At 72.6% G+C, this 14,265-nt stretch carries 16 protein-coding genes; 10 read left to right on the top strand and 6 right to left on the bottom strand.

Going from position 1 to position 14,265, the window contains the following annotated elements:
* Positions 1 to 32: 32 nt before the first annotated feature.
* From HA039_RS29440 to HA039_RS29430, 3 genes are read left to right on the top strand one after another with little or no spacing between them, the layout of a single operon-like run.
* A complete protein-coding gene (locus HA039_RS29440; protein WP_167037787.1) occupies positions 33 to 386 on the top strand; it encodes an anti-sigma regulatory factor in 354 nt (117 codons plus the stop codon).
* Positions 374 to 1,612 (top strand): ATP-binding protein, encoded by a 1,239-nt coding sequence (locus HA039_RS29435; protein ID WP_167034409.1) that lies wholly within the window; start codon positions 374 to 376, stop codon positions 1,610 to 1,612. Before HA039_RS29440 ends, HA039_RS29435 begins: the two co-directional genes overlap by 13 nt.
* Positions 1,609 to 2,958, top strand: a complete 1,350-nt coding sequence (locus HA039_RS29430; protein WP_243869800.1) for a PP2C family protein-serine/threonine phosphatase — start codon at positions 1,609 to 1,611, stop codon at positions 2,956 to 2,958. Before HA039_RS29435 ends, HA039_RS29430 begins: the two co-directional genes overlap by 4 nt.
* 244 nt (positions 2,959 to 3,202) lie before the next feature.
* Here the strand turns inward: HA039_RS29430 and HA039_RS29425 are convergent, their stop codons facing one another.
* Positions 3,203 to 3,373, bottom strand: a complete 171-nt coding sequence (locus tag HA039_RS29425) for a hydrophobic protein (RefSeq protein ID WP_167034407.1) — start codon at positions 3,371 to 3,373, stop codon at positions 3,203 to 3,205.
* Positions 3,374 to 3,553: 180 nt separating this feature from the next.
* Between HA039_RS29425 and HA039_RS29420 the strand changes: the two genes are divergently transcribed.
* The 3 genes from HA039_RS29420 (at position 3,554) to HA039_RS29410 (ending at position 6,214) form a co-directional block, all read left to right on the top strand.
* Positions 3,554 to 4,582 carry a methyltransferase gene (locus HA039_RS29420; RefSeq protein WP_167034405.1) on the top strand — a complete coding sequence of 343 codons (1,029 nt, stop codon included), beginning with the start codon at positions 3,554 to 3,556 and terminating at the stop codon, positions 4,580 to 4,582.
* A 75-nt stretch (positions 4,583 to 4,657) separates the two neighbouring features.
* A complete protein-coding gene (locus HA039_RS29415; protein ID WP_167034403.1) occupies positions 4,658 to 5,515 on the top strand; it encodes an LLM class flavin-dependent oxidoreductase in 858 nt (285 codons plus the stop codon).
* Positions 5,516 to 5,620: 105 nt separating this feature from the next.
* Positions 5,621 to 6,214: a TetR/AcrR family transcriptional regulator gene (locus tag HA039_RS29410; RefSeq protein WP_167034401.1), complete on the top strand. Its 594-nt coding sequence runs from the start codon at positions 5,621 to 5,623 to the stop codon at positions 6,212 to 6,214.
* A gap of 33 nt (positions 6,215 to 6,247) precedes the next feature.
* On the opposite strand, the gene HA039_RS29405 is transcribed toward HA039_RS29410, so the two are convergent.
* Complete coding sequence (locus tag HA039_RS29405) at positions 6,248 to 7,027, bottom strand: class E sortase (protein WP_167034399.1); 780 nt, start codon at positions 7,025 to 7,027, stop codon at positions 6,248 to 6,250.
* Positions 7,028 to 7,363: 336 nt separating this feature from the next.
* Here HA039_RS29405 and HA039_RS29400 point away from each other — a divergent pair, with 336 nt between their 5' ends.
* Positions 7,364 to 7,816 carry a Rieske (2Fe-2S) protein gene (locus HA039_RS29400; protein WP_167034397.1) on the top strand — a complete coding sequence of 151 codons (453 nt, stop codon included), beginning with the start codon at positions 7,364 to 7,366 and terminating at the stop codon, positions 7,814 to 7,816.
* Between the two features lie 42 nt (positions 7,817 to 7,858).
* On the opposite strand, the gene HA039_RS29395 is transcribed toward HA039_RS29400, so the two are convergent.
* A complete protein-coding gene (locus HA039_RS29395; RefSeq protein WP_167034395.1) occupies positions 7,859 to 8,764 on the bottom strand; it encodes a LysR family transcriptional regulator in 906 nt (301 codons plus the stop codon).
* 74 nt (positions 8,765 to 8,838) lie between these two features.
* Here HA039_RS29395 and HA039_RS29390 point away from each other — a divergent pair, with 74 nt between their 5' ends.
* Positions 8,839 to 9,891: a DMT family transporter gene (locus tag HA039_RS29390; protein ID WP_167034393.1), complete on the top strand. Its 1,053-nt coding sequence runs from the start codon at positions 8,839 to 8,841 to the stop codon at positions 9,889 to 9,891.
* A 53-nt stretch (positions 9,892 to 9,944) separates the two neighbouring features.
* Here the strand turns inward: HA039_RS29390 and HA039_RS29385 are convergent, their stop codons facing one another.
* The gene (locus HA039_RS29385; protein WP_167034391.1) at positions 9,945 to 11,276 is read right to left on the bottom strand and encodes an aminotransferase class I/II-fold pyridoxal phosphate-dependent enzyme; all 1,332 of its coding nucleotides are present in this window, start codon (positions 11,274 to 11,276) and stop codon (positions 9,945 to 9,947) included.
* A 36-nt stretch (positions 11,277 to 11,312) separates the two neighbouring features.
* Between HA039_RS29385 and HA039_RS29380 the strand changes: the two genes are divergently transcribed.
* Positions 11,313 to 12,056: a pyridoxamine 5'-phosphate oxidase family protein gene (locus tag HA039_RS29380; RefSeq protein WP_167034389.1), complete on the top strand. Its 744-nt coding sequence runs from the start codon at positions 11,313 to 11,315 to the stop codon at positions 12,054 to 12,056.
* A gap of 34 nt (positions 12,057 to 12,090) precedes the next feature.
* Here HA039_RS29380 and HA039_RS29375 read toward each other — a convergent pair whose 3' ends face one another.
* Together HA039_RS29375 and HA039_RS29370 are read right to left on the bottom strand one after the other, a co-directional pair.
* On the bottom strand, positions 12,091 to 13,098 hold the full coding sequence (locus HA039_RS29375; RefSeq protein WP_167034387.1) for an EamA family transporter: 1,008 nt from the start codon (positions 13,096 to 13,098) through the stop codon (positions 12,091 to 12,093).
* A gap of 114 nt (positions 13,099 to 13,212) precedes the next feature.
* A complete protein-coding gene (locus HA039_RS29370; RefSeq protein WP_208298728.1) occupies positions 13,213 to 13,791 on the bottom strand; it encodes a Clp protease N-terminal domain-containing protein in 579 nt (192 codons plus the stop codon).
* A 214-nt stretch (positions 13,792 to 14,005) separates the two neighbouring features.
* On the opposite strand from HA039_RS29370, the gene HA039_RS29365 reads away from it, so the two are divergent.
* Complete coding sequence (locus HA039_RS29365) at positions 14,006 to 14,200, top strand: hypothetical protein (RefSeq protein WP_167034385.1); 195 nt, start codon at positions 14,006 to 14,008, stop codon at positions 14,198 to 14,200.
* Positions 14,201 to 14,265 lie beyond the last annotated feature (65 nt).

Genomic DNA, 14,265 nt, shown 5'->3' with positions numbered 1-14,265 from the left:
TGCTGTCGATCACCGCCAACGACGGCGTGGTGATGGCCCGTCAGGCCGTCCGCGGGCTGGCGCAGGAATGCCGCCTCTCGCTGGTCGAGCAGACGAAGCTGGTGACGGCCGCGAGCGAACTGGCCCGTAACACCTTGATCTACGGAGGGGGCGGCACCATGACGGCCACCCTGGTGGCCCGGCAGGGCCGGCGCGGAGTACGCGTGGTGTTCGCGGACCAGGGACCCGGGATCGAGGACGTCGGTCTGGCCCTGACGGACGGCTGGACCTCCGGCAACGGCATGGGCCTCGGCCTGTCCGGCTCCAAGCGGCTGGTGGACGACTTCGTCCTCGAGAGCGCCCCGGGGCAGGGGACGACGGTCACGATCACCAAGTGGGCCCGGTGAACGCCGGCCCGCTCCTGGTGGACTGCGAGGACGTGGCGTGGTTCCGCGACCAGCCCGGTGCCGCGCGCGGCGCGGCCGCGGCGCTGGGCCGCAGGACCGGGCTGAGCGAGCACCGTACGGCCGAGCTGGTCCTGGCGGTGGCGGAGCTGGTGACCAACATGACGAACCACTCCGTGGACGCGTCGCTCCTCCTGCGCGCGATACGCACCCGGGAGGTCGCGGGCGTCGAGGTGGTGGTGGTCGACCACGGTCCCGGGATGGCGGACGTGGCCGCGTCCCTGCTGGACGGTTCGTCCACGTCCGGGACCCTGGGCATCGGGCTCGGAGCCGTACGGCGGCTCGCGGACGTCTTCGACATCCATTCCCGGCCCGGTCACGGGACCGTCCAGCTCGCCCGCTTCTGGCCGCGCCCCCTCCCCCGCGACGTGGGCGACCGGGAACCGGCCGTGAGCGGCGTCACCCGCCCCATCAGCGGCGAACGGGTCTGCGGCGACGCCTGGGCCACCCGGCTCGACCCCCACCGGGCGGACAGCGGTACGGAGCGGGCCGCGCCGGCCGCCCGTCCGGCGGCCGCGCCGGACGGTGCCCCTTCGGCCCCGGCCGTCACCGACTGGGCGGCGCTCACCCTCGCCCGGACCTCGTCCCCCGGGACACCCCTGCGCTCCCCGGCCGCCGGCAGGTCGGCTCGTTCGGTTCCCGTGCGGGCGGCCGTCGCGGGCCCGGGCCCCGGCATCATGGTCATGCTCTGCGACGGTCTGGGACACGGCCCGTTGGCGTCCCTGGCCGGCCAGGCCGCGGTCCAGGCGTTCCGTACCGGTACGAGCCGGCTGCCGGAACAGGCCGTGCAGGAGATCCACCGGGCGCTGCGCGGGACGCGCGGAGCGGCCGTGGCGGTCGCGCGGATCGAACCGGACGGCAACCGGCTGCTGTTCTGCGGTGTCGGCAACATCACCGCGGCTTTGGTCACCGCCACCAGCCGCAGCAACCTGCTGTCGCACCCGGGCATCGTGGGCCACCAGATCCACCCGCCCCGCACGTACGAACACCAGCTACCCGCTCACGGAGCCCTGATCATGCATTCCGACGGACTCACGGAGCGCTGGGCTCCCGAGGACCTCAGCGGCCTGTTCTCGCATCGGGCGGGTGTGCTGGCGACGGGATTGCTGCGGCAGGCGGGGACGCGTCGCGACGACGCCAGCGTGGTGATCGCCAAGGAGCTCTGGTGACCGTGCCCACCACGCTGCTGGCCGTCTCGCTCATTTCCGAACAGGACGTCTTCGTCCTGCGCCGCCAGGCCAAGACGGCCGCCGTCGCGGCCGGCCTGGAACCCCGTGATCAGGTACGGCTGGCCGCGGCGCTGAGCGAACTGGGCCGCGACCTGCTCCGGCCCGGTACGGCGATGACGGCCACCTTCCTGATGGACGAGACGGCCGCGCAGCTCAGGGTCGACCTGGTCTGGCCCGACGAGCGGGTCCCGAGCGCGGAGTCCCTCGACGCGGTCGGACGTCTGCTGTCCTCCACCAGCTACCGGCCCGCGCCGGCCGGTACGGGGCCCGGCGGGCGTATCGAGCTGGGTGCCGCCCTTCCGCCGTCCGCGCCCGCGCGGGGCGCGGCGACGGCCATCAGCGCGGCCCTGCGGGCGCAGACACCGGTCACCGGGGCGCTGGAGGACCTACGGGCGCAGACCGCGGACCTGATGGCCGCCCTGGAGGAGTCGCGGTCGCAGCGCGACGAACTCGCGCGCCTGAACGCCGAACTGGTGGAGACGAACCAGGGAGTGGTCGCGCTCTACACGGAGCTGACCGCCGAACTGGAGGAGACCAACCGGGGCGTGGTCGCCCTCTACGACGAGGAGCACCAGCTCGCCCTGACCCTCCAGCGCACCTTCCTGCCCGAGCACCTGCCGGAAGTGGCCGGCGCGGAGCTCGCGGTGCGTTATCTGGCCGCGGCGGCGGAGAAGCAGATCGGCGGTGACTTCTACGAGGCCGTGGTCACCGAGGCGGGGCTCCTGCTCGCGGTCGGCGACGTGGTCGGCCACTCCCTCCAGGCCGCGATCATCATGGGCGAACTGCGCCACGCCCTGCGGGCGTACGCCGCCGAGGCCCATCCCCCGCACGTCCTGCTGGAGCGTCTGGACCACCTTCTGGGGCTCCATCACCGGGGGTGGACCGCCACGGTGTGCGTGGTCCTCGTGGAGCCGTGCCACAGCCGGATCCATGTCGCCAACGCGGGCCACCTGCCTCCGTTGCTGGTCTCGCCGGACGACGAGGCGGACTTCCTCACGGAGCACGGGCCGCTGCTCGGGATCGGGCTCCCGCAGCCCGTCGCGACCGCCTACGACATCAAGCCGGGGAGTCTGCTCCTGATGATCAGCGACGGGCTCATCGAGACGCGGGACAGCGACCTGTCCGACCGGTTGGACGCGCTGCGTCTGGCGTCCCTCCACGGTCCGTCCGCCCCCGAGGCGCTGTGCGACAGCCTGCTGGAGGAGTTCGGAGCCGAGCAGGAGGACGACACGATCATCTTCGCGGCGCGCCTGGACGCGCCGGTCGTCACGCGGAGTCAGCGCTGAGCGAGGTGACCGGGGGCACGCCGTGCTGGAGGCGCGGTTCCCTGTGCGCCACGGCGGCCACCCGGCCACCACGGTGCACCTTCCCCGATTCGCGGAATTGACGTTTCCCGGACCGGTCCCTTCCCAGCTTCTCGACGCTTTTCCCGTCGGGCGTTCACAAGTCGCCGCCGTTGCCCGGGACATGGAAACGCGGGTGGGGCCGGACACCATGTCCGGCCCCACCCGCGCGTGCTGGGAACGCTGTCTACCAGCGGTACCAGCGGCCTCGCTTGCCACCACCGCCCGCCGGGCGGACGACGAAGCCGAGAAGCCACACCACCAGAACGATGATGGCGATCCACCACAGAATCTTGAGTGCGAAGCCCGCACCGAAAAGAATCAGGGCGAGCAGAAGAACGAGTAGCAGGGGAACCATAGTTATCAACCTCCAGAACAGCGTGTGCCCCGGAAGTTCCCCCTCACGCCCACGATCTTATGTATTTCTTACGGCACGCTGAGTCACCATCGGGGCCGCGCCGCGGATAGCCCCGAGCCGTCTAATCATCGATCTGTATGGCGCTGGCCAGATCCGGCCTTATTGCATTACGATCATAATATGATGAGGAACAAGACGAACCCGCGCGCCACCGAACCGCCCCCCGCCGCCCGGATGCACGAACTGCTCACCGGCTTCCAGGTGTCCCAGGCCGCCTTCGCCGTCGCCGAACTCGGGGTGGCGACCGCCCTGCTGAAAGGGCCGCGCGAGGTCGGCGACCTCGCGGCGGAGGTGGGCGCGGACGCCGACGCCCTGGGGCGGATCATCCGCTTCCTGGCACAGCACGACGTGTTCCGCACCTTCGAGGACAGCGTCGAGCTCACCGATCTCGGCCACACGCTCGCCGACGGCCCGGCCGACTCCCTGCGTGACGTGGCCCGCTACTTCCACCGGACCCACTACGCCCCGTTCGGAAGGCTGCTCGACACCGTGCGGACCGGCGAGCCCGCCGCCGGCCTGTTCCTCGGCAAGCCCTTCTTCGACTGGATCGACGAGAATCCCGAGCTGGCGGAGTTGCAGAACAAGGCGATGGCCGGTTTCACCCAGAACGCGCGGGGTGATCTGCTGAGCGTCTACGACCTTCCCGCCGGCGAGACCGTCGCCGACATCGGCGGGGCGGACGGCACGCTGCTGGCGGCACTGCTCGCCCGCGATCCGGAACGCAAGGGCATCCTCTTCGACCTGCCGAGCACCGTCTCCGCCGCCCGCCCGCTGATCGAGGCCGCGGGACTCGGCGAGCGGGTGCGGATCGTCCCGGGCGACTTCTTCGAGGCCGTACCCCGTGCGGACGTCTATGTCCTGTCCGCCGTCCTCCAGGACTGGGACAACCCGTCCGCGCTACGGATCCTGGGCAACGTCTCGGCGGCCGCGCCGGCCGGTGCCCGGCTGGTCGTCATCGACATGGTCGTGCCCGAGGGCGACGCCCCGCACCCCACCAAGATGATCGACATCACCATGCTCGGGATGCTGGGCGGTCGTCAGCGCAGCGAGACCGAATGGCGCCGGCTCCTCGCCGACGCCGGCTTCACCCTCGGCAGGACCGTCACCGGGTCCGGCTCCTACTCCGCCCTCGAAGCGACCCTCGCCTGACCGCCGCCACCGGATTCCCGGCCGACGCGGCTTCGACGCCGCGCACGCACCCTCAGCACACAAGGAAGGTACGAAATGAAGATCGGAATAGGGCTCCCCAACCAGGTTCGCGGTGTGGACCCCAGGATCATCCCGGAATGGTCGGCACGGGCCGAGAGCGCGGGGTTCTCCACCCTCGCGACCGTGGGGAGGACCGCGTATCCCGGAATGGCCGACACCGTGGTGCTAGCCGGAGCGGCGGCCGCCACCCGCACGATCGGGCTGAGCAGCACCATCATGCTCACCACCGTGTGGCCCCCGGTGCTCCTCGCGAAGGAACTCGCCGGGATCGACGGGATGTCCGGGGGCCGCCTCACCCTCGGTGTGGGCATCGGCGGCAACCGCCCGGACGACTTCGTGGTCGACGGCCTGCCGCCCGAGGGACTCGGCGGGCGCATGGACCGTGACCTGGAGACCTACCACGGTGTCTGGCGCGGCGAGCCGGTCGGCGGCGGCGTGAACGCGGCGGTCCCCGCCGCCACCCGGCCGATTCCGCTGCTGTTCGGCGGTCTGGCCCCGGTGGCCTTCAGGAGGATGGCCACCTGGGGACAGGGCTACATCGCGGGGAGCCTGCCCGCGCCCGCCGTGGTGCCGTTCTTCGACCTCGCCAGGCAGGCGTGGAAGGAACAAGGACGCGAGGACGCCCCGAAACTCGTGGCCATCGCCTACTTCGCCTTCGGCGACGCCGCGCGCGGACGCGACAACATACGGGACTACTACGCGGCCGTCGGAGCCGAGTACGCCGACGCCGTCGCGAACGCCGTACACGTCGGAGCGGACGAAGTGAGGGAGGCCGTCCGGTCGTTCGCCGCGATCGGAGCCGACGAGTTGATCCTCCACCCGGCCCTCGCGGACCTGGACGAGATCGGACGCCTCGCCGACGCCGTCCTCTGAACCGGCGAACCAGCAGGTGAGAGCCCCGCCCCCCTTTGGCGTATGAATGTAATGTCACAGTGGAGGGCGAGGAGGCACGTACTCCTCCCACATCTGGAGGACTCCATGGCACGGTACGGGAAAGAGCACAAGCAGGAGACCCGGCAGCGGATCGTCGAAACGGCGGGGCGCCGGTTCAAAGAGGACGGTATCGACGGTTCGGGAATCGCCGGGCTCATGTCGGACGCGGGCCTGACCAACGGCGCCTTCTACGCCCACTTCTCCTCCAAGGAGGACCTGCTCGTCCACGCGGTCGCCGACCAGCTCAGGGCGCAGGCGGAGGACTTCGCCGAGCAGGCGGCCGCGGGCGGGCCCGCCGACGGTTTCGTACGCGGCTATCTCTCGGCCCGCCATCGCGACAACCCGGGGGACGGCTGCCCCTCCGCCGCCCTGCTCGACGAGATCGCGCGTTCCACCGACGCCACCAAACAGGCCTACACCGAAGGTGTCCTGGGCGTCATCGACGGCATCAATACCCGCCGAGGGCAGGGCGATTCGGAGGCGGCACGGGTGAGGACGCTCAGCGTCTTCGCCCTGATGGTGGGGACGCTGCAACTCTCCCGCGCCCTGGCGGACCCGCAACTGGCCGACGCGGTCCTGGAGCAGGGGATCCGGAACGTCCTCGCCCTCCGGACACCCCCGGAGGAGACAGGCGGCTGACCGCAGCACGACACCTGGGGCCCGGGCCACCGCTCAAGGAGTCGAAGCCTTCTTCTCGGCCACCAGTTCGCCGATCCTGTCGATGCGGTGTTCCGGGTTGTGCCGGTCGTCGCGCCAGAAGTTGCCCGCCGCGTTGTCCTCCGGTGTCGCGCACGTGGAGAGCGTGATCATCGCCTTCGTCGGGGTCCTGCCCGGTTCGCCGGGGACCGCGGCCCGCTGGTCGGCGAGGGAGGCCGCGGAGCGGAAGGAGGTGATGCGGGACTCCGTGATCCGGTACTCGTACGTGGTCCCGTCGGCCGTGACGTATACACGGTCGCCCGTCTTGAGCGACGGCACCTTGTTCAGCGGGCCGCCCGCGGAGAGGCGGTGGCCCGTGACCAGGTAGTTGCCGACCTGACCGGGGCCGACGCCCCCGTCGGGGCCGTACGGACTGGCGGCCAGGCCGCGGTCCTGGATCCGGGTCCCCGGCCAGTCGTCGGTCGTGCCCTTGTACGGGACCACCTTCAGCGCCTTGATGTCGATGGACGGGATCGTCAGCGTGGCGTTGACGATCCGCGGGGACGGGGCGTGCGGCGAGGGCGTCCCGGACGCCTCGCCGGGCGTCCCGGTCGCCGTCGGCCGCGCTTCGGTCGTCCCGGCCCCCGTCGGCTCGCTCGTCGCCGCGGGCGCGGTCACCGCCGCCGTCCCCGGCGGTCCGGCCGCCGCGGTGGCGGTGGCACCGCTCCCGCCCACGGCGGACGAGCCGCCGAGCACGGCGATCACCGCGCAGGCCAGCGCGGGGACAACAGCTCGGGATCGGTACGTGGCGTACATGACCCTCCTGGTGGTCTGCCCGCGGGAACCGCGTATGTGCGTTTCATCAAATGTCCGACTCCGCCGCCGACGCGTCAACCCGAAGCCCCCGACCGGCAACGTGACAACGTCCACACGAACGAGGAACTCCCCACCCGGCGCGGAAGATCGTCGATCGTGTCCTCCTCACGGAGGATTCACAGGGAAGCGGGGTACGAGGCGGGGTACACGGAGAAATCCGGGGACACCGACCGGCCCTTCCGGACAGTTCGGCCGACGCGTGAACACGGAGGCGGGTTTGTCCGTACTTTCCGGTGATCGGCCGGCGTAGTGGCGGCCAGGAGAGAGGTACGCAGCATGACGGGAACGCAGGGCACCGCACGGATCGTGACGCGCAGGACCATCGTCGCCGCGGCCGGCGCCGCGGGGCTGGGCGCGGCGCTCGTGGCATGCGGGAACGACACGTCGGGGACGGCCGGCAAGCCGGACACGGCGGACCAGAAGCCCGGCGACGTCGCGGCCGGCGACGTCCTCGCGAAGACGACCGACATCCCCGAGGGCGGCGGCAAGATCTTCGACGACCAGGGCGTGGTGGTCACCCAGCCCGAGGCGGGGCAGTTCAAGGCCTTCTCGTCCAAGTGCACCCACCAGGGGTGCGCGGTGACGACCGTGACGAACGGAGTCATCAACTGCCCCTGTCACGGGAGCCAGTTCAGCGTCGCGGACGGCAGCGTCAAGCAGGGGCCCGCGACCCAGGCCCTGCCCGCCGCGTCGATCAAGGTCACCGGGGACTCGATCACCCTCGCATGACACCGCGCTTACGCATACGCCCCGGACCCCTTAGCCCTCGGCTTACTCCTCGACCGTCCGCGCCGCCGCACCGAGCGCCTCCACCGCCGCCCTGATCGAGGGGCGGCGGCCGGCGTCGGTGCGCCACACGGCGTGGATGTGCCGCCACATCTTCTGCCGTACGGGGACGACCGCCACGCCCTCCGGCACCGGTCCGCGCCCCAGCCGCGGCGCGACACAGACACCGAGGCCCGCCGCGATCAGCGCGAGTTGGGTGTGGTGCTCCCCCGCGAGGTGGCCGATGCGCGGCTCCACGCCCTTGGAGCGGAGCGTGAACATCAGCCAGTCGTGACAGAACTCGCCCTCCGGCCACGACACCCACGCGTCGTCGGCGAACTCCTCCAGGTCCACCTCCGCCCGCCCCGCGAGCGGGTGGTCGGCGGGCATCGCCACGTCGGCCGCGTCGTCGAGGAGATGCGCCATGGCGAGACCGCCGGGCACGGGCAGCCGCTTGTTGTTCCAGTCCAGCACCACGGCGAGATCGAGATCGCCCCTGAGGACTCCCCTGATACCGGCCTCGGGCTCCAGCTCCCGCGCCATGACGCGTAGTTCCGGATGGGTGTCGCACAGCGCCCGGAGCGCGACCGGGAACAGCCCGCGCGCCGCCGTCGGGAAGGCCGCCATCCGCACGTCACCCACCACCCGGCCGCGCTGCGCCTCGATGTCCGACTGGGCGACCTCGACCTGCGAGATGATCCGCGCGGCGTGATCGGCGAGCAGCCGGCCCGCGTCCGTGAGGCGCACTCCCCGCCCGTTCTTGGCGAGCAGCTGCTGACCCACCTCGCGCTCCAACTTGGCCAGTTGCTGGGAGACGGCGGAGGTGGTCACGTGCAGCCCCTCGGCCGCGCCGCTCACCGAACCGTGCCGGGCCAGCGCGTCCAGCGTCCGCAGTCGCTCCAGATTCAACATGTAAGCGATGCTACGACATGAGCGGCACGAAATCTCGCTTGTCCTACGAGATGGTTCGGGCCAAGGTGAGGACCATGAGCTCCGCCGCCTCGCCTCGCCCGGCCCCCGCCGCCGCTTCCCCCGCCCGCCCGCGCTCCCCCCGCCGCGTCATCGGCTGGCGCGTCCGGTTCGCGGCGCTCTCCCTCATCTGGGGCTTCAGCTTCCTGTTCATCAAGGTGGGCACCGACAGCTTCGCGCCCTTCCAAGTCACCTTCGGACGCCTCCTGTTCGGTACGGCGGTCATCGCGGTCGCCCTCGTGTGGAAGCGCGAGCGCCTCCCCCGGGGGCTGCGCACCTGGGGCCATCTCGCCGTTGCGGCCTTCCTCCTGAACGCGCTGCCGTTCTCGCTGTTCGCGTACTCCGAGCTGACGATCCCCTCGACGCTCGCGGGCATCTGCAACGCGACCTCGCCCCTGTGGGGCATGCTCCTGTCCTTCGTGGCCCTGTCCGAGGACCGGCCCACCCGCCGCCGCGTGGCCGGGGTCGGCATCGGATTCCTCGGGGTGCTGACCGTCCTCGGCGCCTGGCAGGGCTTCTCCGGCCTCGACGTCACCGGTACGGCCATGGCCCTGCTGGCGTCGCTGAGCTACCCGGTCGGCTGGATCTACGTACGCCGCACGCTGGCGGGCGGCAGCCACTCGCATCTCTCGCTCACCGGCACGCAGTTGCTCCTCGCCACCGCGCAACTGGCCGTCGTGACACCGCTGTTCACCACCATGCCGGCCTCGTTCCCGGTGTGGCCGCTACTGTCGGTGGTGGTGCTCGGCGCGCTGGGGACCGGCCTGGCGATCCTGCTCCAGTACGGCGTGGTCGCCGAGGTGGGCCCGACGATCGGCGCGATGGTCACGTACTTCATCCCGGTCATCGCCACGGCCGCCGGGGTGACCCTCCTGGGGGAGCCGCTGAGCTGGAACACCCCCGTCGGCGCGGTGGTCATCCTGGCCGGCGCCGCCCTGACGCAGAGCAGGCCGCGGAAGTCCCGGAAGCGCGGACCGGAAGACGGCGGGACGCCCGGGGCGGACCGGACGGACCTGACCGCGACGCCCCCGCCCGTACCCGCTCCGGTGTCGGCGAACAGCCGGCCGTAACCGCCCGAACCGTCAGTCCTGGCCGCGAACCGTCAGTCCTGCTCGCGAGGCGCTCAGCCGTAGCTGCGCGCGGTCGCCGGTCCCGCCGCCGCGGCCAGCGCGTCGGCGAGCGACGCGAGGTCGCCGACCGTGAGCCCCGACACCGTGACCCGTACCGCCGCCGGGGTCGCGACCCGGAAGCGCGCCCCCGGCGCGACCGCCCATCCCGCGTGCAGCAGGCCCGCGACCGCGCTCGTCTCGTCGGCCACCGGCACCCACACGTTCATGCCACTGCGTCCGTAGGCCCGCACACCCCGTTCCGCCAGGGCCCGTACGAGCGCGTCGCGCAGTTCGCCGTAGGCGCGGGACACCGCCGCGACGTCCACCGCGCGCGAGGTCCACAGGTCCACGACGGCCAGCTGGAGGAGGCGGCTGACCCAGCCGGGGCCGAGACGCTGACGGCCCGTCACCCGGTCGACGGTCACGGCGTCGCCCGTCAGGACCGCGAGGCGCAGGTCCGGTCCGTACGCCTTCGCGGTGGACCGCACCAGCGCCCAGCTGTCGGTGGCCCCGGCGAGCGGGTGCAGGGGCAGGTCCACGAAGTGGTGGCCGTGGTCGTCCTCGATCACCAGCACCCCGGGGCGGGCGCCGAGCACCTCCCGCAGTCGCGCCGCGCGGGGCGCGCTCACCGCCGCGCCCGTCGGATTCTGCGCGCGATCGGTGACGACCACGGCGCGGACGCCATCGCGCAGCGCCCGCTCCAGGTCACCGGGCAGCGGGCCTTCGTCGTCCACGCCCACCGGCACGGGCCGCAACCCGAGCGCCGACACGAGGTCCAGCAGGCTCCCCCAGCTCGGGTCCTCCACGGCGACGGCGTCCCCGGGCCGGAGGTGAGCCGCCAGCACCCGTTCGATCGCGTCGAGCGACCCCGACATGACGGCCACCGGCCCGTCGGGCACCCCGTCGGCGTCCAGTGCCGCGCGGGCGAGCCGCGCGAACTCCGGGTCGACGGCGGCCTCGCCGTACATCCCGGGCCGCTCCGCGTGGCGCCGCGCGGCGGCGGCGAGCGCGTGGTCCAGCTTCGGCAGCAGGGCGGGATCGGGATTGCCCGCCGACACGTCCCGTACGCCGGGGGGCGCCTCCACTCGGATCGACCCCCGGGACGTGCTGGCCGGCCGCTCCCGTACGCGACTGCCCCTGCGTCCCGCCGTCTCGATCACCCCGCGCTCGCGCAGCGTGCGGTAGGCGGCCGCGACGGTGTTCGGATTGACCCCCAACTCCGTCGCCAACTCCCGCATGGGAGGCAGCAGTTGGCCCGGTCCCAGCTCTCCGGAGCCGACCGCCCGCTCCACACTCGCGGAAATGTCCGCCGCACGCCGACCTTGGATCCGATACTCTCCTAGCACAAAGATTACTATGCACTAGTGCAATGGAGGAAGCAAATGACGGAGAGCGCACAGCCGGGACAGGACACCGCCCCGCGGCCGTCGACACCGCAGGGCGCGGAGTCACAGGAAGCCTCCGGCTCCTACCGGCCCACCGCGCGCACGGTCCCGAGCCGTTCGCGCGAACGGGCCTCGTACGACCGCGAACTGGTCCACGCCATACTCGACGAGACGTACATCTGCCACCTCGGCTTCGTACGCGACGGCGCGCCGGTCGTCCTGCCGACCCTCTACGGCCGGGTGGGCGAGCGGCTGTACGTCCACGGCTCGACCGGCTCGCGCCCGCTGCTGCTGGCCGGGGCGGGTGCCGGTACCGACGACCCGGGCCTCGCCGTGTGCCTGACGGTCACCCATGTCGACGGCCTGGTCCTGGCGCGCTCCGCCTTCCACCACTCGATCAACTACCGCTCCGTGGTGGTGCACGGCGTCGCCCGCCAGGTGACCGACCCCGAGGAGCGGCGCACGGCTCTCGACGCGATCGTCGACCACGTCGTACCCGGCCGCGCGGCCGACTCGCGCCCGGCCGATGCCAAGGAACTGGCGGCGACCGCCGTGATCCGCCTCGATCTCGACGAGGTCTCCGCGAAGGTCAGGACGGGCGGCCCCAACGACGAGGCCGAGGACCTGGCGCTGCCGTACTGGAGCGGTGTGGTCCCGGTCGTACGGGGCTACGGCCCGCCCGTACCGGCGGACGACCTCGACCCGTCGATCGCCCTGCCCGGCTACCTCACCGCCCTCTGAGGCGGCCGGCCCGTCCTGGGCGGGGCGGGTCGTCCTACGCGGGGCGGCTCGTGTCCTCGAACACCTCGGCGTCCAGGGGTACGTGAGCCTCGCCCAGGACCCCCGCGCCCCCGGAGGGCGGGCGGGGCGTCGAGGACTGTGCGATGAAGGCGCCCACGAGCACCACCGCGCCGCCCGCGATCTGCGGCGCGGAAAGGTGCTCCCCCAGCAGCACCCAGGCGAGAACGGTCGCGATGACCGCCTCCAGGCACGCCACCACCCCGGCCACCTGCGGCGAGAGCTTGCGTACGGACACCACACCGGTCGCGTACGCGAGGACGGTCGCCACCACCACGACCCAGCCCAGCAGCAGCGCGGCGGGGACGTCGGAACCGCCGAGGTCCGCCGTACCGCCGAGCAGGGACCAGTCCATCTCCCACGGCCGGCCGACGACGGTCAGCACGACGGTCCCGACCAGCAGCCCGTACGCGATCACCCCGAGTGGATCCGCCGCGTGGGCCGCGTCCTCCGTACCGCTCCCCTGGTCCGACAGCACGAAGTAGCCGACCTGGCAGCAGGCGGCGGCGAGCGCGAACAGGATCCCCACCGGGTCGAAGCTCAGCCCGGCCCAGACCTCGACCACACAGGCCAGGCCGCCCACCGCGAGCACGACCCCGGCGGCCGCCGCGCGGGTGACGGGCCGCCGCTGCACGAAGCGGACCCAGAGCAGGACGAGGGCGGGGGCGAGGTACTCGACCAGCAGCGCGACACCGACGGGGACCCGGGAGAGCGCGGCGAAGTAGAAGGCCTGGACGCCGGCCACGGCCAGCAGCCCGAACCCGGCGAGCAGCGCGGGCCTGCGGCGCACGAGGTCGCGGTGGCGCCAGGCCACCGGGAGCATGAGCAGCGCCGCGCCCGCGACCCGCAGCCAGACCACCTGGAGGGGTTCGAGCCCCGCCTCGATGAGCGGCTTGGCCGCGACACCGGACCCACCGAACGCGAACGCCGACACCAGGGCAAGGCCCAGTCCGACGCTCCTCCCCTGCCCCTGAGACGCGTGCATGGCGTCATCATGACAGGTCCCGTCAGGAGCTACGCACCCGTCACACCTGTCGCCGGCCGACCGGGGCGGACCGTACGCCCCCGCCCCTCGGCCTCCCCCTTCTCCTGCCACCCGTCAGCCGAGGCGCCCCGCTCCCGACAGCCGCCCCGCCAGTGACCGCGCGTCCACCCCGGCCCGTCCGAGCACCTCGACGGCCCGGCACGACGGGTCCGCGGCGAGTGCGGCCAGCAGGTCGAGCCCCGCGGCCCGCGGATCGCCCCTGCGCGCGGCCCGCGCGAGCGCGTGGTTCATGGCGGCGACGGCGGCCGGGGACCAGCCGGCCACGGGATCCTCCCGCAGGACCGGTACGGCGCCGGAGTCCTCGACCGTCCCCTGCCAGCGCAGCCCGTACCCGATGCTGCGCTGGACCAGGTAGCCGAGCACCCGCGCGACCTGCGGCCCGCCGTCGAACGCGGCTCGCACCGCCGGATCGGTCTCCAGCAGGGAGTGCAGCAGGTGGGCGGTGTCGATCTGCTCGTCGGCGTCGCGGTGGGCCCTCCTGCGCGCGGCCGCGAGGACCGAGGCAAGCTCCACGGTGAGCCGGGCGTCCTGCTCGACGCCCTGACGGGCGGGCCGGGCGCCCGTGCGAGGCGGTTCGGTGCCCGCACGGGTCGGTACGGGCTGCCGGGGCACTTGCGGGGTCGGGCTCTGCACCCTCTCACCTCATCAGCCGGCCCCCGGGCAGGGCATCCCCGGCGGGGGCCATCTTGGGGTCCCACGGAAGGTGGGCACGAGGGGCCGGTTCCTCATCCCTGCGAAGGAGATCGGGGTCTTCCGCCCCTGGGTGGGCGCGCCGCCTTGCGTCCCCCCTTCGTGCGCAACCACGACGGAGCGCGGGGGCGTCCGGGAGAGAGGGGAGAGGAGGCGGATGTACTGGATGGTCGCCCTGCTCGCGATGGACGGACAGCAGTACGTCTACCGCGTCTACGCCCCGCCGGACGCGTTGCGCGGGGATGTGTTCTGGGCCGCGTTCCACTGCCACGACGAAGGTCCGCATCCGCGGGCCTCGGACGTGTTCGACTCCGCGGTGTTCTGGCGGCTGCGCGTGGCCGACCGCATCTGACCGGGTCGGGGACCACGCGCGCGACGGGGCCCCGCGATCACCACCGCGGGGCCCCGCCTCCGTAC

Origin of the sequence: Streptomyces liangshanensis (assembly GCF_011694815.1) — a bacterium.
GTDB lineage: Bacteria > Actinomycetota > Actinomycetes > Streptomycetales > Streptomycetaceae > Streptomyces > Streptomyces liangshanensis.
The sequence above is the reverse complement of the archived record's forward strand: the minus strand, read 5'-3'. Positions and strand labels throughout refer to the sequence as shown.

Bases quoted from the DNA above. Each gene is read 5' to 3' on its own strand.
- HA039_RS29440 (WP_167037787.1), top strand. From the start codon at position 33: ATGGCCCGTCAGGCCGTCCGCGGGCTGGCGCAGGAATGCCGCCTCTCG.
- HA039_RS29425 (WP_167034407.1), bottom strand. From the start codon at position 3,373: ATGGTTCCCCTGCTACTCGTTCTTCTGCTCGCCCTGATTCTTTTCGGT.
- HA039_RS29420 (WP_167034405.1), top strand. From the start codon at position 3,554: ATGATGAGGAACAAGACGAACCCGCGCGCCACCGAACCGCCCCCCGCC.
- HA039_RS29415 (WP_167034403.1), top strand. From the start codon at position 4,658: ATGAAGATCGGAATAGGGCTCCCCAACCAGGTTCGCGGTGTGGACCCC.
- HA039_RS29410 (WP_167034401.1), top strand. From the start codon at position 5,621: ATGGCACGGTACGGGAAAGAGCACAAGCAGGAGACCCGGCAGCGGATC.
- HA039_RS29405 (WP_167034399.1), bottom strand. From the start codon at position 7,027: ATGTACGCCACGTACCGATCCCGAGCTGTTGTCCCCGCGCTGGCCTGC.
- HA039_RS29400 (WP_167034397.1), top strand. From the start codon at position 7,364: ATGACGGGAACGCAGGGCACCGCACGGATCGTGACGCGCAGGACCATC.
- HA039_RS29395 (WP_167034395.1), bottom strand. From the start codon at position 8,764: ATGTTGAATCTGGAGCGACTGCGGACGCTGGACGCGCTGGCCCGGCAC.
- HA039_RS29390 (WP_167034393.1), top strand. From the start codon at position 8,839: ATGAGCTCCGCCGCCTCGCCTCGCCCGGCCCCCGCCGCCGCTTCCCCC.
- HA039_RS29380 (WP_167034389.1), top strand. From the start codon at position 11,313: ATGACGGAGAGCGCACAGCCGGGACAGGACACCGCCCCGCGGCCGTCG.
- HA039_RS29375 (WP_167034387.1), bottom strand. From the start codon at position 13,098: ATGCACGCGTCTCAGGGGCAGGGGAGGAGCGTCGGACTGGGCCTTGCC.
- HA039_RS29365 (WP_167034385.1), top strand. From the start codon at position 14,006: ATGTACTGGATGGTCGCCCTGCTCGCGATGGACGGACAGCAGTACGTC.